General features: G+C 67.2%; 26 protein-coding genes and 2 tRNA genes. All 28 read right to left on the minus strand.

Features of this window, described 5'->3' with window-relative positions:
* Position 1: 1 nt before the first annotated feature.
* Positions 2–2,443, minus strand: a complete 2,442-nt coding sequence (locus E5CHR_RS21945) for a phage tail tip fiber protein (protein ID WP_162581806.1) — start codon at positions 2,441–2,443, stop codon at positions 2–4.
* Positions 2,440–4,113, minus strand: coding sequence for a hypothetical protein (locus tag E5CHR_RS21950; RefSeq protein ID WP_162581807.1), 1,674 nt, complete (start codon positions 4,111–4,113; stop codon positions 2,440–2,442). Before E5CHR_RS21950 ends, E5CHR_RS21945 begins: the two co-directional genes overlap by 4 nt.
* A gap of 2 nt (positions 4,114–4,115) precedes the next feature.
* Positions 4,116–4,415, minus strand: a complete 300-nt coding sequence (locus tag E5CHR_RS21955; RefSeq protein ID WP_162581808.1) for a phage fiber-tail adaptor protein — start codon at positions 4,413–4,415, stop codon at positions 4,116–4,118.
* An 11-nt stretch (positions 4,416–4,426) separates the two neighbouring features.
* A complete protein-coding gene (locus E5CHR_RS21960) occupies positions 4,427–5,746 on the minus strand; it encodes a hypothetical protein (RefSeq protein WP_162581809.1) in 1,320 nt (439 codons plus the stop codon).
* Positions 5,747–5,756: 10 nt separating this feature from the next.
* Positions 5,757–6,194, minus strand: a complete 438-nt coding sequence (locus E5CHR_RS21965; RefSeq protein ID WP_162581810.1) for a phage tail fiber protein — start codon at positions 6,192–6,194, stop codon at positions 5,757–5,759.
* A gap of 21 nt (positions 6,195–6,215) precedes the next feature.
* Positions 6,216–6,779 (minus strand): hypothetical protein, encoded by a 564-nt coding sequence (locus tag E5CHR_RS21970; RefSeq protein ID WP_162581811.1) that lies wholly within the window; start codon positions 6,777–6,779, stop codon positions 6,216–6,218.
* On the minus strand, positions 6,776–7,402 hold the full coding sequence (locus E5CHR_RS21975; RefSeq protein ID WP_162581812.1) for a phage adaptor protein: 627 nt from the start codon (positions 7,400–7,402) through the stop codon (positions 6,776–6,778). The genes E5CHR_RS21970 and E5CHR_RS21975 overlap by 4 nt, the downstream gene beginning before the upstream one ends.
* Before the next feature lie 4 nt (positions 7,403–7,406).
* Positions 7,407–8,150, minus strand: coding sequence for a hypothetical protein (locus E5CHR_RS21980; protein WP_162581813.1), 744 nt, complete (start codon positions 8,148–8,150; stop codon positions 7,407–7,409).
* A gap of 86 nt (positions 8,151–8,236) precedes the next feature.
* Positions 8,237–8,683, minus strand: coding sequence for a hypothetical protein (locus tag E5CHR_RS21985; protein WP_162581814.1), 447 nt, complete (start codon positions 8,681–8,683; stop codon positions 8,237–8,239).
* A gap of 77 nt (positions 8,684–8,760) precedes the next feature.
* Positions 8,761–9,885: a N4-gp56 family major capsid protein gene (locus E5CHR_RS21990; RefSeq protein ID WP_197893867.1), complete on the minus strand. Its 1,125-nt coding sequence runs from the start codon at positions 9,883–9,885 to the stop codon at positions 8,761–8,763.
* A gap of 208 nt (positions 9,886–10,093) precedes the next feature.
* Complete coding sequence (locus E5CHR_RS21995; protein ID WP_162577778.1) at positions 10,094–10,366, minus strand: hypothetical protein; 273 nt, start codon at positions 10,364–10,366, stop codon at positions 10,094–10,096.
* A gap of 69 nt (positions 10,367–10,435) precedes the next feature.
* Positions 10,436–10,636: a hypothetical protein gene (locus E5CHR_RS22000; protein WP_162581815.1), complete on the minus strand. Its 201-nt coding sequence runs from the start codon at positions 10,634–10,636 to the stop codon at positions 10,436–10,438.
* 5 nt (positions 10,637–10,641) lie between these two features.
* Positions 10,642–11,619 (minus strand): hypothetical protein, encoded by a 978-nt coding sequence (locus E5CHR_RS22005; RefSeq protein WP_162581816.1) that lies wholly within the window; start codon positions 11,617–11,619, stop codon positions 10,642–10,644.
* A 9-nt stretch (positions 11,620–11,628) separates the two neighbouring features.
* The gene (locus E5CHR_RS22010; RefSeq protein ID WP_162581817.1) at positions 11,629–12,039 is read right to left on the minus strand and encodes a hypothetical protein; all 411 of its coding nucleotides are present in this window, start codon (positions 12,037–12,039) and stop codon (positions 11,629–11,631) included.
* Positions 12,036–12,239 carry a hypothetical protein gene (locus E5CHR_RS22015; RefSeq protein WP_162581818.1) on the minus strand — a complete coding sequence of 68 codons (204 nt, stop codon included), beginning with the start codon at positions 12,237–12,239 and terminating at the stop codon, positions 12,036–12,038. Before E5CHR_RS22015 ends, E5CHR_RS22010 begins: the two co-directional genes overlap by 4 nt.
* Positions 12,236–12,424, minus strand: coding sequence for a hypothetical protein (locus E5CHR_RS22020; RefSeq protein WP_162581819.1), 189 nt, complete (start codon positions 12,422–12,424; stop codon positions 12,236–12,238). Before E5CHR_RS22020 ends, E5CHR_RS22015 begins: the two co-directional genes overlap by 4 nt.
* Positions 12,421–12,843, minus strand: coding sequence for a hypothetical protein (locus tag E5CHR_RS22025; protein ID WP_162577779.1), 423 nt, complete (start codon positions 12,841–12,843; stop codon positions 12,421–12,423). Before E5CHR_RS22025 ends, E5CHR_RS22020 begins: the two co-directional genes overlap by 4 nt.
* Positions 12,843–13,541 (minus strand): DUF2829 domain-containing protein, encoded by a 699-nt coding sequence (locus tag E5CHR_RS22030; protein ID WP_197893868.1) that lies wholly within the window; start codon positions 13,539–13,541, stop codon positions 12,843–12,845. Before E5CHR_RS22030 ends, E5CHR_RS22025 begins: the two co-directional genes overlap by 1 nt.
* Before the next feature lie 20 nt (positions 13,542–13,561).
* On the minus strand, positions 13,562–15,955 hold the full coding sequence (locus tag E5CHR_RS22035; protein WP_162581820.1) for a portal protein: 2,394 nt from the start codon (positions 15,953–15,955) through the stop codon (positions 13,562–13,564).
* Entirely contained in the window at positions 15,955–16,443 is a 489-nt protein-coding gene (locus E5CHR_RS22040) for a hypothetical protein (protein ID WP_162581821.1), read from the minus strand. The genes E5CHR_RS22035 and E5CHR_RS22040 overlap by 1 nt, the downstream gene beginning before the upstream one ends.
* Entirely contained in the window at positions 16,443–16,700 is a 258-nt protein-coding gene (locus tag E5CHR_RS22045; RefSeq protein ID WP_162581822.1) for a hypothetical protein, read from the minus strand. Before E5CHR_RS22045 ends, E5CHR_RS22040 begins: the two co-directional genes overlap by 1 nt.
* A 20-nt stretch (positions 16,701–16,720) precedes the next feature.
* Complete coding sequence (locus tag E5CHR_RS22050) at positions 16,721–18,205, minus strand: terminase large subunit domain-containing protein (RefSeq protein WP_162581823.1); 1,485 nt, start codon at positions 18,203–18,205, stop codon at positions 16,721–16,723.
* The gene (locus E5CHR_RS22055) at positions 18,198–18,719 is read right to left on the minus strand and encodes a hypothetical protein (RefSeq protein WP_162581824.1); all 522 of its coding nucleotides are present in this window, start codon (positions 18,717–18,719) and stop codon (positions 18,198–18,200) included. The genes E5CHR_RS22050 and E5CHR_RS22055 overlap by 8 nt, the downstream gene beginning before the upstream one ends.
* Positions 18,720–19,569: 850 nt before the next feature.
* Positions 19,570–19,645: transfer RNA gene (locus E5CHR_RS22060), tRNA-Met, on the minus strand.
* A gap of 3 nt (positions 19,646–19,648) precedes the next feature.
* Positions 19,649–19,724: transfer RNA gene (locus tag E5CHR_RS22065), tRNA-His, on the minus strand.
* An 11-nt stretch (positions 19,725–19,735) separates the two neighbouring features.
* Positions 19,736–20,005, minus strand: a complete 270-nt coding sequence (locus E5CHR_RS22070; RefSeq protein ID WP_162581825.1) for a helix-turn-helix domain-containing protein — start codon at positions 20,003–20,005, stop codon at positions 19,736–19,738.
* The gene (locus E5CHR_RS22075; RefSeq protein ID WP_162581826.1) at positions 20,005–20,328 is read right to left on the minus strand and encodes a hypothetical protein; all 324 of its coding nucleotides are present in this window, start codon (positions 20,326–20,328) and stop codon (positions 20,005–20,007) included. Before E5CHR_RS22075 ends, E5CHR_RS22070 begins: the two co-directional genes overlap by 1 nt.
* A complete protein-coding gene (locus tag E5CHR_RS22080) occupies positions 20,325–21,101 on the minus strand; it encodes a hypothetical protein (protein WP_162581827.1) in 777 nt (258 codons plus the stop codon). Before E5CHR_RS22080 ends, E5CHR_RS22075 begins: the two co-directional genes overlap by 4 nt.
* Between the last annotated feature and the right edge of the window lie 86 nt (positions 21,102–21,187).

The raw sequence follows: 21,187 nt of genomic DNA on the forward strand, positions 1-21,187 counted from the left end.
GTCAGCGCTTGAAGATGAACGCCATCAGGCTGACGGGCGTGTTGAAGGCATAGACCTCATAGTTCACGCCCGCGGTCAGTTGGTGCGTGCCGGCCCCGAGCACGAGTTGGGAGAACAGGGCGCCGCCTTTGTTGAACAACCAACCGATGGGCGGGCCACCACCGCTCCAGAGGTCCACGAGCTGCCGATCCGAGATAGGGCTGTTGGTCACGGTCAGCGTCCGCGCCGCGTTGTTGATGTCGCCCACCGCGCCGTAGGCCACGGCGTTGGACACGCCGAAGGCCCCGAACAAGGCGATGTTCCACACCTCGCCAGCGGGGATGCTGAAAATGATGTCGGCGCGGTTGTTGCCGCTGGCCGCAAGCGCGAACGTCACGGCGCCCTGCACGATGTGCTGGCTGTTGACGATGTTGGCGCGCTGGAACGACAGCACACCCTCTTCAACCTGCATCCCGGGGAGGTAGAAATTGCCCCGCTCGGTGATCTGCACGTAGCGCCCGGCGTTGGCGTTGCCGAGCAGCAGGCCCGGTGGCCCGAGGTAGAAGCCGCCGCCGCCGTCGCCGGGCCACCCATAGCCGGCGAAGCTGCCGCCGCGCAGGCTGCCGGCGTAGCAGTCGCCCAGCACAGCGGTCAGCGCCGAAAGGCTGGGCGTAGTGATGCCCCAGGGCGAAATGCGCGTGCCGATGCCGCTCGGGCTGTAGTCGCTGAAAACGGTCTGCTGCGGCCGCGCGGCCCCCGCGAACGGTGACACCAGAAAGGCGTAGCTGTCCGTCCCGCTCTGCGTGGCCTGCTTGATGATGCGGAAGATGGCCCCGGCCGCGTTGGGCGGCGCCGTGCCAAAGCAGCCGATGCGCTTGAACAGGTCGTAGCGCCGGCCGCCCAGCATCTCGCCGTTGTTGACGATGAGCCCGTCGGCCGAGGTTCCAATGACGTTGCGGTTGCCGTCGAGCCACTGGATGTCCACGTAGACCATGCAGCGGTGCGCGCCGCTGTAGACACTGACCTCATAGCGCCGCCCAGGCAGCACCGGGAAGGGCGCCTGGATGAGCATGTAGGTGTCCACGTGCGGCCCTTGCGGGTTGTGCATCAGGAAGCCGTTCTGGTCCTGGGGCACCCAGTCGGGCCACGAGTCGTTGGAGTTGGTCGCCCAGGTGTTGTAGGCGCTCTCGCTGGTGCCGAACTCCCATCCCTGAGGCAGTTGCCGCGTGCCGCCCGCGCCGACGATCGCCTGCGGCTGGTCCACCCACTGCGAGTTGGTCAGCAGGTTCGCGCCGGCGCCGACGTTGAGCTGCTGGGCGCTGACGGAGCCGCCCGGCAGATTGAGCGAGCCGTCGGCGCCAAGCCGGAAGCCGTTCCCAGCACCGTCGTAGTTGCTCGAGACGATGGCGTTCGCCAGGATGGTGATGCCACCGATGGAGCCATTGCCGACGAAGGCCTGCCCGCGGAAGATGGCGTTGTTGAACTCCACATTGCCCAGGCCGTTGATGCGCCACCCGCTGGTGCCTGCGACGTAGCCGGTCGACTGCACGTACTGGCCGACGGCGATCGAGCCGGCGATGAGCTTGTCCGCGCTGACGTTGGCAATCTTGAGGTTGTCGATCGCCCCGTTCGCCACTTTCAGGTTGGTGATGGTGCCGTTCTGAATCCAGCCGTCGGCGAAGTAGACGCCCGCGGGCACCACCACGCCACCCACCGTGATCGGCGCCGAGACCACGCTGAACAGCGGCGCGCCGTCGGGCGTGACATCGTTCGTGACATAGAACATGCCCGCGCGCACCGCGTACTTGCTGTACGGCGCGTCCGGATTCGTCGCGGCTTGGGTCAGCGCGTTGAGAAGCGTCCGCACGTCCTGTGCGGTGGTGGCCGTCAGCCCGTTGGTGCCGCCCGCAGGCGAGGCCGACTCCACGCCGTCCTTCGTCTGCCACTTGATCCACAAGTGATAGGTGGTCGCGGGGTCCGTCGGGTAGGCGTGCACCGTGCCCGAAAAGCTGGTCAGCAGCACGGCCTGGTCGAAGGTCGGCAGCGCGGGTCCGGAGCGCTTCACCCCGTAGACGTTGGTCACGGCGTGGCCGTGGCCCTCGGTGTAAGTCTGCGCCGCGCATTCGATGTAGATGAAGCTGACGCCAGCGTCTACATCAAAGCCGCTGGGCGTCGGCGGCGGCGTCAGGTCCGGCTCGTAGGTGACACCGGGAATGATGACGTTGCCGCCGCCGCCAGGGCTCGTGATGATCGTGTTGATGCCGGCGATGGGGTTGCGGCTCCGTCCCGCGAGATAGGTCTTGCTGACATCGATCAGGCCCGCTTGCGCCAGATCCCGCACGGTCACGCCGCGATCGAGCTTGTCCCCCTGCATGCCCATGTAGGTCTGCACCGCCTCGCGGATGGCGTCAAGGATCTTGTTCGAATTGCCTGCCGGGAGGCTCTTGCGGGAATCGGGCTTCATGCGTTGCCGAGCTCCCCGTAGCTGGTGGCCACCACGACGGACTGCACGGGATTCGTGCTCGCGACCTCGAGCTGCCAGTCCGTCGCCAGGATGTCACCCGGCAGCCGGAACGGCTTGCGGCTGGTCACGGTCTTGGTGAAGCGAAGGGTCGTGCTGGTGGGCGCGGAGTAGATGTCCGGACGTGCCGCCACGCGAGCGGACACCACGGCGGGGTCCAGGCTCTGCGCCTCCCAGCGAACAGTCACCGGGAATGCGTCGGCCAGCACGCGCGCGCCGGCGAAGCTCGTCTCGTAGGTGCGCCACACCTTGGAGCGGAACGTGGCGGTCAGCAGGTCGCCGCTGTCCCACTTCTTCACGCTCGTGCCGTCCAGCACGTAGAGCGCGTCCTGCAGCTCGTCGAAATAGAGCGCGTCGTAGCCCTTGTCGAGCCAGTAGACGCCGGTGGGGTCCACCGGGTCGATCGCGAAGCCCTTGCGCGCGCCGGGGGCGCCATAGAACCCGATGTAGAAGCCCTCGTAGCTGCCCCCCACCAGCGTCTTGGGGTCTATCGCCTGCCAGTCATCGCGCGTGAAGATGCCAGCCGTGCAGATCTTGGGGCCGCTCGATCCGAAGTAGGCGAGGCCATCAGGGCAGGCCCAGGCCACGCCATGGCCCAGGCTCGCCACCGAGCGCGGCGCGATGCAGGCCTCCGCGAACTCCAGCGGCTCTTCGGTGAGCGCGTCGGGCGAGGAACCCGACACGAGCACCGGCCGCGCGGTGGTCAGCACCAGCAGCGCCTGGCCGAAGCGCCCAAGTGCGACCGCCTGGGCGTCGGGCGGCAGCGTCTCGTAGGCCACGGGCCACGCATAGGGCTTGTAGGCCACGCAGTAGCGGACGGCCCCCTTCACGATGCCCGCGGCCATCCCGTTCCACATCGGCGTGAGCCAGCTCATGTCCGCATCCGGTACCAGCCAGCCGTCGGTCGGCAGTACTTCGCCCAGCGCGCGGCCGTCGTCGGTGGTGGTGGTGGAGGTGGACAGGATCTCGCGCAGGAAAAAGAACTCGGTGTCGCCGGCTTGGCCGGTCTGAGTGCGGTAGACGCGGATTCGGTTGATGTCGTACGGGCCCGTGGGCGGCGCCCCCAGGTTGTCGATGGTCCACGTGGCATCGGTCTTGCCGCTGTAGGGCAGCGACACGGGGCTGGGCGCCGATTCCTCGCCGCGCGTGGTCACGTAGGTGTAGACCAGATACCGAATTTCGGTGTCGGTCGCGGTGCCGGCGTCGAGCACGGTGACGGTTGGCGTGTCGGCCGGCCGCGGGACGCCCAGGTAGCGCCAAGCGTTCGGATAGGGCGTGCCCGCCAGGGCAATCGTGTTGTCGGTCTGCTTCGGCGGGCCGTCGCCGGTGTAGAAGGTGCGCTCCGTCGTGTCCTCGGTGATGAAGCCGCGCATCGCGTGCACCACACCGGTCCACGAGAGCCAGTAGTTCGCATCGCTCGCCACGTCGCGGCCCATGCGGTAGATCGTCTGCCGGGTCGCGCCGACGGTCGCCACGGCCGCAGGCGCGCGCCACGGGCGCAAGTCGCCGCGGCCGGGCTTCTGATTGAGCGACTGCACGCCCAGGTTGTCGGGCAGCAGCTTCGGGTGCACCGCCTGGTTGGCGCCGGTGAACCCTGCGAGGGTGAGCTGCATGCTCAGTCCTCCTTGACGTTGAGGATGAATTCGTCCTCGAGCTCTCGCCCGCCTTCCGTCGTCGCGAAAACGGTGATCTTGTAGCTGTGCTTGTCGGTGCCACCCGAGAGCCACACCTTGGACGCCAGATCCGTGAAGGTCACGGAGCCCTTGGTGAGCGCGGTGTCGGTGGGGTCGGTGATGCACACCACCGATGCGCTGGCGGATACCACCTTGTCGCCCACGGGCATGTCGCCCGCGTAGTCGATGTCGTAGTCCCAGGTTTCGCGCGGCTGCTTGCGCTGCTTTCCGAGAATTGCCATGTGCTCTCTCCTTATCCGGTGCGGCGCATGAGGCGCAAGCCGGCCGGTCGGTTCATCGTTCGGTTGGTGGTCGGGCGCCGCATGATTCGCAGCAGCGCGGCCGGGGTGAGCGCGCCGCCACCGCCAGGGAGCTCAACGGTCGCGCCCTCGGCCTCGAAGAGCAGCTCGAGCACTGCCGTGGCAACCCCGGACAGCACCCAAGTGCCGAGCGCGTTGGCATCGGCGGCAGCCTCAACAGCGAATGCAGCCGACACGATGGCGCTGCCGAGCCCCCCGAGGTCCGCCGCCGCACTGATGCCGGCCACGCCCGAGGCCACGGCGCCGCCGGCGAAGAGCACGTCAGCGGCTGCATCGGCCTCGAAGACGGCCTCCGAGCTCGCGATGGCGTTTGACTCGAAGGAGGCCTGCAGGTCGCCTGTCGCGGCCCACACTGCGGACTTGATTGAGCCGCCCAGGAAGGCGTCCGACGATTCACCGCTCACCGCGGCGATCGCGCTGGCAACGGCGGTGGCGACGAATGCCTGGTCCAGGGCACCCGATGCCGCGAGCTCGCCGCCCAGCACCTTCGAGGCCAGGCCGGCCAGTTGGCCGTCGGCGCTGACTGCCCCGTCGCCGCCCAAGATCTTTGCGCCCTCGAGTACCTCGCTCACGGCCGCACTGATAGCAGCGTCCGCTTCGACAATCGAGCCGCCAACAGCGGACTTGATGACGATGATGAGCAGGCCCGTTTGCATCCCGGGGTTGGTGCGCTCGAAGGACGCCGTAACAGTCGTAGTGGCCGACGTGTTGCGCGCCGCCACCGCCAGGGGCCACCAGTTGTTGGTGTCCATCTCCTGCCCCACTATGGTGAAGGGGGAGCCAACAGTGGCGTTGGTGCTGCCGCTCGCGTTGTGCGTGAACGCGGCGATCACGAGGTTGTCGGCCTGGGCGAGGCTACTGCCCGCCGTGCTGATGGTGTACGGCGTGGCGTCGTCGCCGCCCTGGGCGTAGGAGGTGCTGTCGTTTGCGCCGCTGGTCAGCGCCCCCGAGATCTCGAGCAGCATCATCACCGGGTAGCCAGCGCTGACCTTGACGCCAGAGGCCGTGTGGCCGGTGCCGCCAGTGCCGTTCACGCACAGCCACGCGCGCAGGTTGTTGCCCGCGTTGTTGTTGCCGGAGCCGAGGGCAACGTAGGTGTTGCTCTTGTTGTCCGTCGGGGTGGACATGTCCGACGTGTCGGACGAAATGATGAGGAACGAGCGGCCGCTCCCCGCCGTGTTCATCGCGGCGGTGGTGACGGTTGTGCTGTTTGCTGCCCTCCCGAAGGCAAACTGAGCAACGGCCGCGGCCATGGACCCTGCCTTACGAGGTCACGACCGTGATAACGCTGGTCGACTTCACGCGAGGCGTGACGCCGTTCGCGACAACGATGTTCGGCGTGAGCGTGCCGCGCAGCAGGATCTTGGTCGCGCCGCTCGAGGCGATGCCGACCGACACGTGGGTGACGGTGCCGCCCGTGCCCGCGGTCATTTCGCCGAAGTCGATGTTTGCGGCCGGGCTCGCGGTGTTGTTGGTCACGGTCCAACCGACGGCCGTGCGCACGATCGCCACGCGCGCGTAGCCCGTGTAGCTGATTTCGTTGGTGCTCTGCGTGCCGGAGGCGCCCGGGTCGGCCGTGTGCAGCGCCATATACAGCGAGGTCAGCGGCGAAGTCACCGCGTTGTCGGCGAGGTTGGCGATGGCCGTGGCCTGAAGGATGAGCTTCAGGAGGTCATTCGCGAAGGTGGTGTTGAAGGACATGGGAGGCTCCCGTGGTGGTGGTCAGAAAAGGTGCGCACGCGCGCGCGGGCGGATGGCGGCGCTGCCGCGCCACAGGTCCGTCTTGATGCGAGCCATGCGGTGCTCGAAGTCACCGCGCTTCGTCTGATCGCCGCTGAGCTCGGCCACCGCGCCGAGCGCGATGGTTTTGACGTAGCGCGCAAAGAGCACGTCGTCGATGCCGGTGGCGCCTTCGCCAGGCGTCACAGCGCAGCGGATGACCAGCGGCAGCCCTGCGCCCACGGCCTCGGAGAAGGCAATGGAACGCCCGTCGGGCGTGTAGACGTAGCGGCCGCTGCCGGCTCGTTCGCCGGGGCGCCACACGGGATAGGCCTCGCCGTTGAGCGTGGCGCTCTCGAGCCGCACAAGCTCGGTCGCCTGCTCCAGCTCGAGGTCATAGGTCAGCACGCCCTCCTGCGTGTTCGTCGGCTCGAGCTCCACCACCCATGCGCGCGTCTCGCGGCAGAACTCTTGCGCGGCGCGCAGTACTGCGTGCTCGGCGAGCGGCTCGGCGGTACCCGGGACGTGGATGCGCACGTCGCGCAGGAAGTTGCTCCAGGCCTTCATTTGCGTGCGGGCCGCGTGGCCTGGTCAGATTGCGACTTGCCGGTGAGGGCCTGGAGGAACGTGGCGATCGCGTTGGCCGCGCGCTGGGCGTCCGGGTTCGCATCGCCGTCCTTGCTCCATGCGCGGTAGCACACGAAGTCGATGAGTGCGCCCTCGAAGAGCTCGGCGCTGACCAGATCCACGTCGGCATCGAGCGATGCGCAGTCGGTGGGCAGCACGGATTGCAGAAGGCGCACCTTCATGCCGGCCGTCGCGGGCGGGTAGACCTCGAAGGCCTTGGGCGCGTTGGCGTCGAACGTGTAGTGCTTGATCGCGGCGCCAGGACGCGCGCTGTACCAGTCCGGGTCGAACTCGTTGAGTTGGTCGCGCGACACGAGAGTGATGGCGCGCCCGCCCACATTGCGGATCACGTCCAGCACGCGCACGCCGCTGGCGCCGATGGTCTGCTCCACGCCCGCGATCAGCGTGTGATCGATGGTCGTGGACTTGGCATCGGGCCGCACGGCCACGAGTTGAAGCTGGCCTCCGTTCAGCCAGCCCAGCAGCTCGGCGTCCGTCCACCGCACCTTGTCGGGGTCGTTCAGCAGGACGCGAGCCTGGGTGATGACGCGGGAGGCCTTCATCGCATCAGACTCCGGTCAGGGCCTTCGCCAGCAGCAGGCGCAGCTCGCCCACCTTGACGCTGTTGCCCTTGGGGAGCTCGATGCCGTTGGCCGTGGCGAACTCGCGCACCTTGGTCGCGCTCATGGCGCCGATGTCGAGCGTTTCGCCCTTGTCGTTGGCGATGAGCAGCGGGTTGGCTTCGACCACTGGTGCCGGCGCGGGCGCAGCAGCAGCAGCAGGAGCAGGAGCAGGAGCGGGTGCAGCCGCTGCCTCGAGCTTGGACTTGGCTTCCTCGGCTGCCAGGATGAGCTTGGTCACTTCGCCCTCAATCAGGGCTTCGCGGTCGTCCTCGTCGTTGAGGTTCCACTCTTCGCGGTTCATGCCGCTGCGCGCGAACGCCAGATCCACGACCTGGGCCTGCGTGTACGTTGCGCCGAGCACGTCGAAGGTGGCCGGAAGCTCGTCCGAGCCGATCAGCACCTCATCGAAAACCTTGTCCTTGTCCTCGTCGTCATCGCTTCCGCCAGGCGGGGATGCGGGAGCCGGCGCTGCGACTGGGGCAGCCACGATGGCAACGGGGGCCGGTGCGGGCACGCCGTCGCCGGTGTATTCGCAGTAGGCCTCGGGGATCGAGAGCAGGCGCTCGGTGGCGCGCTCGTCGTCGACCTGCGCGACCACGTGGCCGGCAGAGTTGGGCGCGAACGCGAGCGCCAGCCCGAAGAGGCTGACGAGTGCCGATTCAGTGCGGCGATAGGCGTGGATTTGCATCTTGCAGTCCTGGGGTTGGAGTTGAGGTCAAGAAAAAGGGGGCCACACCTCTGCGGCCCCCTGCACACAAACCGGGGCGGCGCGGCTTATCCGCGCAGATGCAGGACGGCGACGAGCGTCTTGCCCGAACCTGCGTAGGTGGCGGCGCCGGTGGTCACCTTGAGCGCGAGGCGGCGCGCAACGGACTTGTCGGCGGCGAGGTGGGCAGCGGTGCCGGCGCGCGACACGGAGCCGTTGGCCGTGCGGCCGAAGGTCAGGCCGGCCTCGTAGACCACGCCCAGGTCGGTGCCGCCTGCGTTTTCGCTACCCAGCGAGAAGGCGGCGGTGGGCGAGCCGTTGCTGTCGAGCTGCGGCGAGAGGATGTCGTAGTCGACCAGATCCACGCCGGGCGGCAGGTCGATGAGCTCGAGCAGGTCGTTCGCAGTGATCGCGGCCGGCAGCACGAGGGGGACGGCCACTTGCATGATGGTGGCGTCGAAGGGTTGCGGAACGATCTTGCGACCGGCCAGCACTTCGGAGAGAACTTTTGCCATTTCGGGCTCCTGAGATTTGGGGGATGAAGGCGTGCAAGCCGATGCGACACCCCCGCTTGCGCGGGGGCGTCAGGTCATCAGGCGTTGGGGTCGACGTTGGCGGTGTCGATGGCGATCACGCCGAAGTCGCGGACGGTCACACCGTCCTTGGACTTGTACGTGGCCTTCTTCACACCCATGATCGAGTGCGTGCCGATCGCGACGGAGTTGCCGTGGTCCTTGGTTTCCTCGGTCCAGCGGTACCGGGTGCCGGTCTCGTTGTCGCCGAAGGCAACCATGGCAGCCTGCGAGCCCAGGAACAGGGCGCGAGCGGCGCTCACGTTGGCGCCTGCGCCGTAATCGCTGAAACGGATCACGTTGCGGTGCTTGTGCAGCACGACATCGTTGTAAAGGCCCAGGGCGCCCGTGAAGATCGGGTTCTTGTTGCCTTCGGCGGCAGCCGCGGCCTTCTGGATGTCCAGCCAACCACCGGTGCCTGCGTCCTGGCGCATGCTGTCCGCTTGGTACGTGTGCATCAGGGCGATGTAGTGGTCGCCGCCTTCGATGGACACCGGGATCATCGAGAGCTCGTCGGAGCCGTCGCCGCCCATCGTCTCGGCCTTCGCCACTGCCTTGTCGATCACGCGCAGCTTGAAGGTGTCACCCACGACCAGCGAGGCCTTCGACGTAGCGGCGCCGCCGTACATCTGGTGCATCGCGTCGGGAGCGGTCAACGCATTCACGTTGAAGATGGGGTTGCCGGCGCTCCACACCATGCCGCCGCCGGTGCCACGCGAGCCCGAGAGGTAGATGAAGTAGAGCTCGTCCTGCAGGCGCTTCCACCAGTCGGTCGAGACGCGCTTGGCATCCTGGCGCAGGTTGCGCAGGGTGCGCTTCTTGGTCATGCGCGAGCCGAGGTCGGCACCACCGCGCACCTGGTCGATGCGCAGGCGATCGGTGAAGTACTTGAGCGCCTGCTCCTTGCCGTCGAGGGTTTCATCGCCCACCAACGGCTCCATGTTCATGGGCATCAGCAGGTCGACGGACACCTCATCGCCAGCGCCTGATTCGAGGTCGTCAATGCGCTGGATGGGGAGGCGGGCATCCTTGCCTTCGCCAACGAACTTCTTGGACCAGTAGGACGCTTTGTTGATGGCAACTGCCATCAGCGAGGCCCACTTTTTGACTGCTTGAGGGTCGTTGACCCCGATCAAGGTACGCACGTGACACGCTCCTTGCCGACTCTGCGGCGTAGGTAGCGCGTCTTGCGCATAAACCTGGGACTACCCCCAGTGGCTGGGCCTGCTCCCGACTCAATGCGTCTGCGGGCCCGACATCGAGAAGCCTATAACAGACTTTTCGGAAAGCAACACCCCTCGATTGGGCGCTGCAACAATTCAGCGGACCATTTTGGTGGCGTCACCAATTTGGTCACACGCAGCGGAATTGAATCTCCGCGGAGGCGTAGTTGTAGACGATCACATCCTGCGAGGTGGACGTGACGGGACTCAGCTTCTTGCCGCTCTTCGCGCAGAAGGCGTCCGCCTCCTTGAACAGCTCGGCCTTCACCTGACCGCCGCTGTACGTGGTCATGCCGCCCAGCTTTGAGCTCATGTAGATCCCGTCGCCGATCGGCACGATGCCGGTGGGGGACGCGCAGCCTGCGAGCGCCGCCAGGGCGACGAGGGCCAATGTCTTTCGCATGTCTTCTCCTGTGAGTGCGCCACCAGAGGCGCCGGCCGGATTATGGCGGCCTCCCTGGTGGCCGCGCACTCACTTTGCGGCGCGCGCGGCCTGGTCGAGCGGGGGCTCGTCGTTGGCCGCGGTGCGCGGCTTGTCGACCACCACATCCTGCGCGAGCTGTAGGCGCAGGCGGGCGGTCTTGGGTGAGTTGCCATCGAGGCCGAGCACGATGCGCCCGTTGTCGAAGGACAGGCGCTCGCCGATGCGCAAGTTGCGGATGAGGGTCGACATGCGGCTCATGCGTCGAGATACCGCTCTTGCTGCTGCGGGGTCATCTTCGCGAGCTCGAGCTCGAGGTCTGCGTGCTCGAGCCCATCGAGGTGGGCGAACTCGCTGGTGATGCGCGCATCGCCGGCCACGGGCACGCCGGCCAGGGTCGGCGGGATCTGCGATCGGTCGGCGGGCGGGCGCGGGCCGGGAGCCTTCGTCGTGGTCGCCGCGGGGGGCGCCGGGGTGGGCGCGGCTGCCGCGGCCTTGCCGTGGCGGCGCAGCATCAGCGCCTTGGCCTCGTCGAGCGCGCGCTTGCTGGCCGCGAGGTTGCCGGGCGCGTCGGACAGGCCATCCTCTTCCGCCTCCTGGGCGAACAGGCGAACGGCGCGATCGAACTCCGTCTTGAGCTTCTCGTCGCCCTTGAGGTCCAGGCCCGAGGTCTTGAGGGACTTCACCGTGTCGCGCAGATCCGCGTTGTAGTCCTTCATCATGCCGTCGCGCTGCAGTTGCATGGTCGCGCGGTCGGTCGCTTCCAGCACCAGCAGGTTGTCGAGCGAGGCGCGGACCTCGTTCTTCGTCTTCGCGTGCTCTTCCTGGGTGATTTCGCCGTCCAGCAGCTTCTGCATGGACTCGTCTTCACGCTGATTCAGGGCGGTGCGCTGCTCGGTGAGGTCGGCCGGCGCCACGCGCGCGGGCTGCGCTTCGAGGCCGGTTTCGTCGTCGCTCGGGTCGGCGGCAGCGGGCGGGTCGCCCTCCTTCGGCGCGGCCGGTGCGGCAGCAGGCGCAGCAGCAGCGGCGGCGGCGGCGGCAGCTTCGGCCTCGGGGTCTTCGTCGCCGTCGCCGGGCACTTCGGGAGCGGCCTTCGCCGGCGCCGCGTCGTCACGTGCGGCGGGCTGGCCCAGCTCGCGTGCGATGTCGCCGTCTTCGTCGTCCTCTTCGGCGGCGATCAGGGTTTCACGTTCAACGGCGCTCAGGCCGCGCAGGTCTTCTTCGGAGATTGCCATGGTTGGCTCCTATGGTGATTCAGGGGAAAGGGAATGGGCACAAGCCCAGAAGTAGCGGGAGGCTGCCAACACATCGGCGCGCGTGCTGGCGACATCGATGCGCAGGTCTTCGCAGGCGCCTTCGAGCCGGGCGGTCGCCTCGGCCAGCGCCACGCGGTCGGCCGGGCCGTTGTCGACGGGCAGCACCACGTCGAGGTGCGCCTGCACCAGCTTGCGGAGGTTGGACAGGGCATCCCTGGCCGTCTCCCGTCGCATGCGCAGGCTCTCGCTCGGCAGCCAGCGGCCCACGTCCGTCTCGGCGAAGTGGCGGAACAGCGGGCCATTCGGCGCCTGATAGGCCAGCGCAACACCGAACACGCGGCCGTAGTCGCGCGTTGACTCGTGCACCTTGCAGTCGCCGATGTTGGGCACGCGGATCATGGCTTGGGCCCTCCACGTAGCCAGCGATTGAAGGCCAAGCCGAGGCGGGCCCGCACGCTGACATTCGGGCCTGCGTAGCCCGTGCGCAGATCCGCGCGGCGCGCCTGGCGGAACACGGCGGCGGACCAGCGGTGGGTCGAATGCGGCTCAACGAAGCCGTAGGCGATCGCCACGCCCAGGGCGATGGGATTCGGCCTCATCCCTCGCCCTCCACCTTGAGCGCGTTCTCGAGCGTCACGAGGGCGATGGCGATTTCGCCGTAGTCCCCGCTGTCGCGGATGATGGCGCGGATGCCTTCGGCGGCGTCCTCCACCTTCTTGCGGTCCTCGGGCTGGAGCTGGGACACCACGCCCAGCATCATCAGGTGTGCGGCCTTCGTGCTCATTGCCGGTCTTCGTAGATGGGGGCGATGTCCACGCGCTGCGGCGCGGCCCCGGTCGTCACCGGCTCATAGGTCGCATCGAAGATGCCCGGCTTGCACGGGTAGCGCTCACCCATCACGCCAGTGATGATCCAGTCTCCAGGGCAGACGCGGTGCCCCTGTTCCAGGGTGTCAATCCAGCCGTGAACGTGATGCGGCTCGCCACACTGCTCGCACAAGCTCTCGCCCGGCACGTCGGGATGGCGGTAGTAGCGCACCACGGAGCCCTCCCATTCGTTGGCCTTGCGCTCGGCGCCGGTGAAGGTGCGCAGCTCGCCGCCCTCGAGCCCTTGCTGGTCGTCGGCGCAGTCCTCGGGGTGGTCGCCGTTCTTGTGCCATTGGGTCGCCTCGATGACGACCGGCTTCTTGCGGTAGGCGGGCATCAGAGCACCACCCAGTCTTCGGCCAGCACGTCGTTGATGCTGGGCACCCAGGTGCTGATGCTGCCGTCCACGCCCTTGAGCGCGAGGTAGGCGTTGTAGGGGACCATCGCGCCGTCGCCGAAATGGGCCTTGGCGGCGCCGGTCTGCGCGGGGTAGGAGGCTGCCGGCACGTAGTAGACGAACATGCCCTTGCCGTTCCAGCCCTTGCGCGCCACGCGATCGCCATCTTTCAGGTGGCGGATGGCGGCGCCGAAGGTCAGCCCGGCGATGCGCCAGCCCTTGTCGGTGTGCTCGACCTGCACCCGTTCGTATGGCGCATACGAGATATCCGACTTGGCGCGCGGCACCACTTCGATCGGGCCCGGCTTCAACAACTCGGCCAGCGCGGCGGCCACCAGCGCTTTGATGTCGTCCGGCTTCGAGGCCTGCCCCTTCTGGTAGGGCATCCACTCGCAGAAGGCACCGTTCGGCCGGTCCCCATTGCCGTGCCAGAGATCCACGCTGGTGAACGCATGGTGATTGCCGGCGTGGTCGGTCACGTCGAGGTTGACGCAACGATCGCTCCACACGTACACGATGCCCGCGTCCATGGGCACGTTCTGGTTGTGGCAGACGAACCCACTGGCGCCGGATAGCGGGTGCGGGTAGTACCAGACGCGGCGTCCGACGGTGGGGATGATGACCTTGTTTTCGCTCATGGCTTCTTGCCTTTCGGGACTCACTGCGGGGGAATTGCGGCCGGGTCAATGGCCGCGGGTGGTGGCGCGTTGTCCGCGCCGGTAAGCGTTTCCATGCCGCCCTGCGCGCCCTCGAGCGGGCTGGGGGGCTGGGATTCGAGGGCCGCGCCGTCGGCGGGCTGGGCGATGCCGAGGCTCTGCGGCGGTGCGATGGCCTGGGCCATGGCCTGGGCCTGGGGGATGCCGCCCGGGTTCTTGTCCTCGAGGCCTGCGCTCTTGGCAATCTCGTCGGCTGCCGGCACCACGCCGGGCACCTGGGCCACGATCTGAGCGGCCTGCAGGGCGGAATACATGGACTCCACGCGCTTGAGCACGCCTTCCACGTCCATCTTGCTCATCTGCGCGCGCAGCACGTCGACATTGGCCTGGATCTGCGCGAGCTGGGCCTTGGCGGTGTCGGTGGCGAGCTGCTCCTGCTCCTGCTGCTTGTCGATGGTCGCCTTCTCGATGGCCTGCTCTTCGGGCGTCGGCGGCTTGCTCGGGTCGCGCTGGCCGTTGAGCTTGCGAATGCGCGCCACCCACTCGTCCTTGTCCTTGAGGTCGGCCGTCTCCACCACGAGGTCGAGCACGTTGAGCACCACCTGGGGCGCGAAGGCGGCAATCTTGCCCAGCAGGTCGAACATCTGCTCGAGCGCGGCCTGCGCCAGCGATGCGCGGTAGTCCTGCGTGTCCACGTGGAAGTCCGCCTCGCGCGCGGTCACGTCGTCGAGGATCTGGCCGGTGGCCGGGTCGAACTTGTTGATGGTCAGCCACTCGATCGGCTTGCGGTTGCCCACGATGCGGATGGCCTTTTCCTCGGTGTAGAACTGCTCGATGTGGGAGAGGCGCAACCGGCCGGCCTGGCGCTTCGCCAGCAGGTAGTTGTCGAAGAGCTCGCCGGTGGTGAGCTGGCCCTGGTCCTGCTTGAGGCCGATCGCCTTGCCGGACTGCGCATTCGTGTCCTGGCCCAGGTTCTCGTTGGTCACGCCGCCCACGTTGCGCAGGAGCTGGCTGTCCTGCGCGGCGAGCTCGAGATTGCCCTGGTAGTCGCCCACCGGCTTCTCGAATTTCAGATCCTTGCCGACGGCCTTGACGATGATGCCGTCGGGCCGGGCAGCCTCGAGGCGCGTGTCCTCGATGTCGTCGACCGCGCCATGGTCCATGACGATGCGATTCGAGCTCAGGGCGTAGAGCGCCTTCGAGCGGCGCTTGTTGAGGTCGTCCTGAATGTCGCGCATGCCGCGCATCGGGCCGTAGGCCATGCCATCGCGGGCGCGGCGGTAGGCGAAGATGGGTACCAGCAGGAAGCGGCCGTGCCGGAACGGGCTCGCCATGTCGATCATGGGCGCCGACTTCGTGGCGATCATCAGACGCATGCGCATCTTGACCGCCTCATAGGTCTGCGTGTTGGCCTGGATCGCCTCGGCGTGCTGCGGGTCGGCCGGGTTCACTACCTTGCCTTGCAGCCTCGAGGTCGCGAACACCTTCACGCGCTCGGGCACCTTGTACCAGCACTCGAGCAGCTCCACGCTGCGGCGGCGGGCATAGTCGAAGTAGCCATTGCGCGCCATGTAGGCCGCGCGATCGCCGAAGCCGTTCAGGTTCTCCCCTGCCCACTCCGTCTCGCTGGCGCCGGTGAGCTTGCGGCCCAGGTACCAGATGTCATCGCCCTCCTGATCCTCGTCCATGCGCCCGGCCATGGCGCGCAGATGGGCCTCGTGCTTCGGCAGCAGGGCAATCGAGTAATCGAGGTCGATGACGCGGCGGCGGAACAGGTAGCGCGCGTCGACGTTCATGTCGATGTTGCGGCTGTGGCTGTCGCGGAAGACGTTGCGCCAGTCCTCCATCGACGAGTAGATGATTTCCTGCTCGGGATCGGGGTTCACGCCCTCTTCCAGCCAGGAAATGCCCGCGGTGGCCGCCTGCTTGAACGCCTTCGAGTGGTGCCACTGGGTGAGGTTGGCGTCGTCGGTGTACTTGATGAGCTTGGTCTTGAGCTCGGCACCCTGCTCGTCGTCCTGCTCGCGCGGCAGCACCTTGTAATCCTTGCGCATGCGCTTCTCGGTGCCGCTGATCCAGTCGATGGTCTGCCGGCTCTCGTTGAACACGAGCGGGGCCTGCCCACGGTCCATCAGTGCGCGTGCGTCCTCGGGGCGCCACTGCAAGTGGTCGTAGTAGTCCTCGTCGATCTGTGCCTGAATGCGCTCTTCGGCCTGGCGCTCCGCTTCGTACTCGAGCAGGTCCATCAGCACGTGGTGGCGGTGCCGGCTGCCCGAGTCCGGCGTGCCGTCCTGGGCGCTCGCGGCCTTGATCGACTGGGTGAGGCTGTCGCCCTCGCCACGGGCTTGGCCCTCGGCCGGGGGCGCGGAAACGGTGCTGGAAAGATCGTCGAACATCAGATGACCTCGCTATGCAGCGTCTTGCCGCCATTGCGCGCCGTGACCTCGATGCCGAGGCGGTGGCGCTGGATTTCGAGCGCTGGGGGCTGCTCGAGCGGCATGAGGATCAAGTCGGGCATGGCCTCGATGACCAGATCCAGCATTCGGTGCTGCGCGGCCTTGTCGTTCTTGTCGAAGCCGAGCGTCTCGCAGGCGTCACATACGCCGCGGAAGAAGTGGAAGGTGGGCTTGCCCTCGCGCGCGCCGTAGAGGTAGGCGTAGCGCTGCGGGATCACGTGCGCTCCGACCTCGAGGCGCCGGAAGGCGTGGAACAGCACCATGCAGGGGATGGGGCCGTCCTCGGGAAAGTTCGGATCGTGGGCCTGCAGGTCGAGCCATTGCAGGCTGCACACCATGTCGCCCTTCGTGTACTGGCGCCAGGCGCGCTGGCCGCTCAGATCGACATAGGGCGTGCCGCTGGGGCCGAGTAGGGACACTTCGCTCATCAGGTGGCTCCTTGGTAGCGGCGGGGGATGGCTTGGCCCGGTGCGATGCGCTCCAGGGCGGCGAGCACTTGCAGCTCTTCGCGGCGGCGGACGGCCTGCTCCATGGCCTCGCGCAGGTCGACCTCGGCCTGCTTGTGCGGCGGCAGCGCGGGCGGCTTCAACGGGATGCGGATGACCCTGGCTCCGAGCACTTGCGGGCGATCGGGGAAAGGGATGGGCGCGCCTTCGAGGTGCGCGCGGAAGAGGTTTGCGGTCATGTCGTCTGCTTCGTTGGGTGTCACGCGGTCCTCCATGAGCCCTGGCGCACGCCTTCGCGCGTCTTGGGCTTGACCCGTGCGAGCTGCACACCGGTCTTCACGAGGTAGCGGGTTGCGTCCATCAAGTGGTCGCGCTCTTTGACGATCCGGCCCTTGTCATCGCGGCGGTAGATCCGGTACTCGTCGATCCAGTTGCGGCAGCTCTGGAACACCTTGAGGCGCCCGGTCGACATGCGCTCCCACACGTCGTAGAGGCCCGACTCCACGCCGTTGTCGGCCATGGCGATGTTTAGGCCCAGGTCGGTGTACGACTGGAAGAGCTGCTCGCCGTCCTTCTGCTGCCGGCCGCGGCTGGCGGGGTCGATGGCGCCGTGAATCCACTCGCCGCGCGCCTTGATGCCGGCCACGTGCACGCTGGGCTCGGCGTGGGCGCGGTAGTGCTCGCTGTAGAGGTAGAGCACGTCCGATTCGCGGTTCAGGGCGCCCCAAATGGCCGCGGTGCGGTTCCAGCCCACGTCGAAGCCATAGGCTCGAGGCCAGTACTCCGGCAGCGCCATGTCCGGAATCACGATGTCCGTCTCGGGCACCGGGTAGATCGCGCCGGAGCCCAGCGCGGGGATGCCCTTCGTGCGCGCGTCCCGCTGGTGGGGCATGAGCTTCGAGAGCAGCTTGGCCTTTGCCGCCTCGGACAGGTGGGGAACGTCGTCCCACCCGCACCGGATCACGTCGCGGCTGATGGCCGGCTTGTCGGGGTCGTTGCTGGTCAGCGCCTGAACGAGGGTCGTGAGCCCGTTCAGCGGCGTGAAGGTCAGCATCGAAATGCCGCCCGTGGTCAACAGGCGGACTTGGCCCTCTTCGTACACGTCCTCGGGGCACTCTTCGTCGGGCCAGAACACGTCCAGCTCGAAGCCCTGGAAGATCTTGCGGCCCTGCACGTAGCTGCGCAGCCAGAGCTCGGAGTTCTCGCCGCTGAGGTGCTTGACGGTGATCTTCTCCACCGCGCCAGGCACGCCCATGCGCTTGGTCCAGCCGACGATGCAGTCCCCAGGGATCAGGCCGGTGCCGTAGAGCGTCTCGTCGGTCGTGCCGCCGAGCATCTTGTCCTGAATGATGTCCCGGGTGGTGTCGTGCGTGTCGCCGCTCGCCAGGGCGCGGATGGCCCGCGTGAAGCGCCGGCCGCGCCACCAGTGCGGGTAGCGGCCCGTCAGGTGGTAGGCGAGCTCCGTTCCGGCCGCGACGGTCTTCCCGACCCGGTTGCCGGCCATGAAGATGCGCTCGTCGTTGATCGCGCCGGACAGGAAGAACTCGAGGTGCCGCGGGTAGAGCTCACGCCGAAGCGGGCCCGTGTCCGGGAACATCGATTCGATCAGCCGCGTCTTGCGGCGCCGCTCGAGCTCGTCGATCAGGCCGGTGAGCTCCAGGCGCTGGTCAGCCGTCAGCGTGGAAAGGTCGAAGACGCCAGCGGGCGCGGGCGTCGGCCTGGTCGGGGCGGGCAGCTCAAGCATCGTCGCTCGGCCCCTGCTGCTGCGGCGTGACGCTCGCCACGTTCACGCCCAGCACCGCAAGCCGCTCGAGCAACTGCTGGTCGCTCATCGTCTTGTGGTTCACCGTGCCGCCCAGCTCGAGCTTGTCCCCGTAGGTGCGCGGCTTGAGCTTCGAGGCGGTCCACTTCCGGGCGTCCACGCGCAGCTTGTTGCGAGCGACAGCGGTGGGGTCGAGCACGAGCTCCACCCGGTTCCCCTTGAACACCGCGATGGCTTCCGCCTCGTCCGCGATCGCCACGATTTCATCGGCAATCACGTCCGCCCGAGCCTCGCGTGCGTGCGCGTACATCTCAGAACGGGACGGGTCGGCGTTCACGAACCCCAAAAGCGTCGTGTAGTTGATTCCCCTTTCATCGCAGAAGGCAGCCATGTGCCCGCCCTTGACGATGAAGGTGATGAACTCGTCGTAGCTCCCCGGCATGTCCGCCTTGAACTGGGCCCACGGGCTCAGCGGCTCGGGCTGGGGAATGACCATCAGAGCCCGTCCAACAACCGGCGACGTGGCCGGTGCGGAGGTCTGCTGCGGTTCCTCAGTGGCTGCTGGTGCCGGGGACGCCACTCGCCACTTCGTGGCTGGTGGCGTGGCGGGTGCTGGAGTCTTGCCCTTGCGGGTCTTGGGAGCCGTGGTGGCTGGCTTCTTCGGGGATGGCTTCGCCTTCGGCTGGGGCGGTGCCTTTTTCTCGTTTTGAGCGCGGGACGGTTTCTTACTTGGCAAAGAAAGCCCACCGGGGGTTAGCCGGTGGGTGAATGCGAGGTGTGACCCTCACAGGAGACAACTGGAAGCGCACGTGGATTGCAGCAATCCACGATGGCGGTTGCAAGGGGGGTCGGTCCTCGCAACGACAAACGCCCCCGAAGGGGCGCTTGAAGGCGAGGCAGAGGGAGGAATGCCTCGCGTGGGCTGACTGGCTCAGCGCCTGCGGATCTGTGGGTCTATACCGCGCCGACGGCTCTCGATGACCCGCCCCGTGCGGTCGAAAGGTTTCCCTCCCATTTCGCCGTGGGAAGGCACGCATCGAGTCGTGTGCAGCCGGCGAGGCGAAGTTTGGGATGCCCCGTTTGCCGGCACAAGGGGGGTCGAACACAACGACAAACGGACCCCGAAGGGTCCGCTTGAAGGGCTCATTGCGTCTTAACCCTCTCGGGCCTCGGCAAGGCCCGAGCCGCGGGCCTCAATAAAAGCGGGGCGATGGTGCAGGCGGGAGCCACTCAAGGCCTCGGCCGGATCGCCCTGCACAGCTACCGGCTCCATGACTTCATCCCGTGCTCTTGGGCTACTTGCTCAGCACCGCCCACACGGTCAGCCCCTTCGGGGGGTGTATCTCTGGTTGCAACGGCAGGACTCGAACCTGCGACCTTCGGGTTATGAGCCCGCCGAGCTACCAACTGCTCCACGCTGCAACATGGGGTGTCAGGGGGGAATCGAACCCGCCGCTACCGGAATCACAACCCGGGGTTCTGGCCGTTGAACTACCGACACCGGGGCGGTGTCTACGAGCCCTCCGCGGGCGGCTGCAAGGGGGGTGCCTTCACGGGCTTGAGGCTCTTCACCTTCAAGTGCCAGTGCTCCCACGTGGCGAGGGACATGGGATTCTGGCCCGTCTCCCACGCCTGCCACGTGCGAGTGCTCACGTGGACGAAGGCCGCGGCCTGCTCCTGCGTCATGCGCAGTCCATCGCGCAGGGCGCGGATCTGCTCGGGGGATGGGCGCTGGTCGAGCGCCAGCCCGAACACCTTCTTGCGGTTTGGGTGGTTGACCATCATTCCTCCTTCGGGCGGTTGGCTGCGATCCATGCCACGACCTCTTCCCAATCGTCGGTGTGCAGCCAAGGCGCGCTCATTTCGCAGGAGCACGGGTCGGCCGTGGTGGCGGCGAAGCGCGGGAGGTCTTTGTTCTCGCGCTCGGAGAGGTCGGCGTAGTCGATGAACAGGGTGAGCGCGGCCACGCCCGTGCGATCGAAGTCGGGGCCGGGGATGCAGAAGGACGGGCAGATGTCATCGCGCCAACTGTGGTCGACCAAGCCCTCCGGCAGCGTCACGTCGAGCGCGCCGAAGCGCGGGAATTCCTTGCGGTAGTCGCTCATGGCTGGCTCCCTGAGAGTACTCGCTGGGCCTGCTCCCACGCGGCGTCGAACTTGGCGCGGTCGGTGTCTTCGTCCCACGTCGCGACGGCCATCAAGCCACGCAGCGCCGATGCAAGGATCTCTTCCCGGCTCTCGGGAGCGACGGCCGTGGCGGCTTCCGCCGGGGGCGCGTCATCGTCCGGCACCACGCCGACGGCCATGGTCCAGATGGCGAGCTCCTGGCCTTCATCGTCATGCAGGCCGAGCATGAATTGGTCGTCGTCCATGATGTCGTGCGACGTGCCAACGGTGTCGGTCAGCAGCACGCGGAGGCGGTCGTCAATCTTCCTGGCCCATGCGGTGCAGCCGCCTCCCGTGCTCACGACCTCAAAGCCGTAGTGCTCCGGCGACATCTTTCCGCGCGCCTCGGCCGTCGGGTTGGTGATGAGCATTCCCTCGTGCTCGAAGCCGGGGAAGTGGGGCATCTGCGCGAAGTGGTCGCCCGCCTTGAGCCATTCGTCGCACTCGTCCTGCAGGTCGTTCGACACGTCCATCATGGCCTGCGTTTGCAGGGTGTCGGGGTCGGTGCGCTCAGTGAACAGGCTGTTGCCCAATTCGATCACGCCGTCTTCGCAGAGCCCACCGTATTCGTTGGCGTCCACGTGGTCGTGCAGGTCGCCGAAGCTGGTGACGAAGGCCGGCACGCGGCCGGTGCTCATGTCTGCGAGTATTTCGGCCTTCATGCGGGCCAGGATTTCTTCAAAGAAGGCTTGTTGCCGGGTGGTGCGGGTCATCTTGATCCTTGGTGCCCCTGATATCCCGAGGCGCGGCGGCTGCGATGTGCAGTGCCCCTATCTTACACACATATTATGTATGGCGC

This window comes from Variovorax sp. PBS-H4, assembly GCF_901827205.1.
Taxonomy (GTDB): Bacteria; Pseudomonadota; Gammaproteobacteria; order Burkholderiales; family Burkholderiaceae_C; genus Variovorax.

Bases quoted from the DNA above. Each gene is read 5' to 3' on its own strand.
- E5CHR_RS21985 (WP_162581814.1), bottom strand. From the start codon at position 8,683: ATGGCAAAAGTTCTCTCCGAAGTGCTGGCCGGTCGCAAGATCGTTCCG.
- E5CHR_RS21945 (WP_162581806.1), bottom strand. From the start codon at position 2,443: ATGAAGCCCGATTCCCGCAAGAGCCTCCCGGCAGGCAATTCGAACAAG.
- E5CHR_RS21950 (WP_162581807.1), bottom strand. From the start codon at position 4,113: ATGCAGCTCACCCTCGCAGGGTTCACCGGCGCCAACCAGGCGGTGCAC.
- E5CHR_RS22000 (WP_162581815.1), bottom strand. From the start codon at position 10,636: ATGTCGACCCTCATCCGCAACTTGCGCATCGGCGAGCGCCTGTCCTTC.
- E5CHR_RS22055 (WP_162581824.1), bottom strand. From the start codon at position 18,719: ATGGTCATTCCCCAGCCCGAGCCGCTGAGCCCGTGGGCCCAGTTCAAG.
- E5CHR_RS21960 (WP_162581809.1), bottom strand. From the start codon at position 5,746: ATGGCCGCGGCCGTTGCTCAGTTTGCCTTCGGGAGGGCAGCAAACAGC.
- E5CHR_RS21980 (WP_162581813.1), bottom strand. From the start codon at position 8,150: ATGCAAATCCACGCCTATCGCCGCACTGAATCGGCACTCGTCAGCCTC.
- E5CHR_RS22010 (WP_162581817.1), bottom strand. From the start codon at position 12,039: ATGATCCGCGTGCCCAACATCGGCGACTGCAAGGTGCACGAGTCAACG.
- E5CHR_RS21975 (WP_162581812.1), bottom strand. From the start codon at position 7,402: ATGAAGGCCTCCCGCGTCATCACCCAGGCTCGCGTCCTGCTGAACGAC.
- E5CHR_RS22025 (WP_162577779.1), bottom strand. From the start codon at position 12,843: ATGCCCGCCTACCGCAAGAAGCCGGTCGTCATCGAGGCGACCCAATGG.
- E5CHR_RS22050 (WP_162581823.1), bottom strand. From the start codon at position 18,205: ATGCTTGAGCTGCCCGCCCCGACCAGGCCGACGCCCGCGCCCGCTGGC.
- E5CHR_RS22005 (WP_162581816.1), bottom strand. From the start codon at position 11,619: ATGGCAATCTCCGAAGAAGACCTGCGCGGCCTGAGCGCCGTTGAACGT.
- E5CHR_RS22020 (WP_162581819.1), bottom strand. From the start codon at position 12,424: ATGAGCACGAAGGCCGCACACCTGATGATGCTGGGCGTGGTGTCCCAG.
- E5CHR_RS22075 (WP_162581826.1), bottom strand. From the start codon at position 20,328: ATGAGCGACTACCGCAAGGAATTCCCGCGCTTCGGCGCGCTCGACGTG.
- E5CHR_RS21995 (WP_162577778.1), bottom strand. From the start codon at position 10,366: ATGCGAAAGACATTGGCCCTCGTCGCCCTGGCGGCGCTCGCAGGCTGC.
- E5CHR_RS22045 (WP_162581822.1), bottom strand. From the start codon at position 16,700: ATGACCGCAAACCTCTTCCGCGCGCACCTCGAAGGCGCGCCCATCCCT.
- E5CHR_RS22015 (WP_162581818.1), bottom strand. From the start codon at position 12,239: ATGAGGCCGAATCCCATCGCCCTGGGCGTGGCGATCGCCTACGGCTTC.
- E5CHR_RS22035 (WP_162581820.1), bottom strand. From the start codon at position 15,955: ATGTTCGACGATCTTTCCAGCACCGTTTCCGCGCCCCCGGCCGAGGGC.
- E5CHR_RS21955 (WP_162581808.1), bottom strand. From the start codon at position 4,415: ATGGCAATTCTCGGAAAGCAGCGCAAGCAGCCGCGCGAAACCTGGGAC.
- E5CHR_RS21970 (WP_162581811.1), bottom strand. From the start codon at position 6,779: ATGAAGGCCTGGAGCAACTTCCTGCGCGACGTGCGCATCCACGTCCCG.
- E5CHR_RS22070 (WP_162581825.1), bottom strand. From the start codon at position 20,005: ATGGTCAACCACCCAAACCGCAAGAAGGTGTTCGGGCTGGCGCTCGAC.
- E5CHR_RS22080 (WP_162581827.1), bottom strand. From the start codon at position 21,101: ATGACCCGCACCACCCGGCAACAAGCCTTCTTTGAAGAAATCCTGGCC.
- E5CHR_RS22040 (WP_162581821.1), bottom strand. From the start codon at position 16,443: ATGAGCGAAGTGTCCCTACTCGGCCCCAGCGGCACGCCCTATGTCGAT.
- E5CHR_RS21965 (WP_162581810.1), bottom strand. From the start codon at position 6,194: ATGTCCTTCAACACCACCTTCGCGAATGACCTCCTGAAGCTCATCCTT.
- E5CHR_RS22030 (WP_197893868.1), bottom strand. From the start codon at position 13,541: ATGAGCGAAAACAAGGTCATCATCCCCACCGTCGGACGCCGCGTCTGG.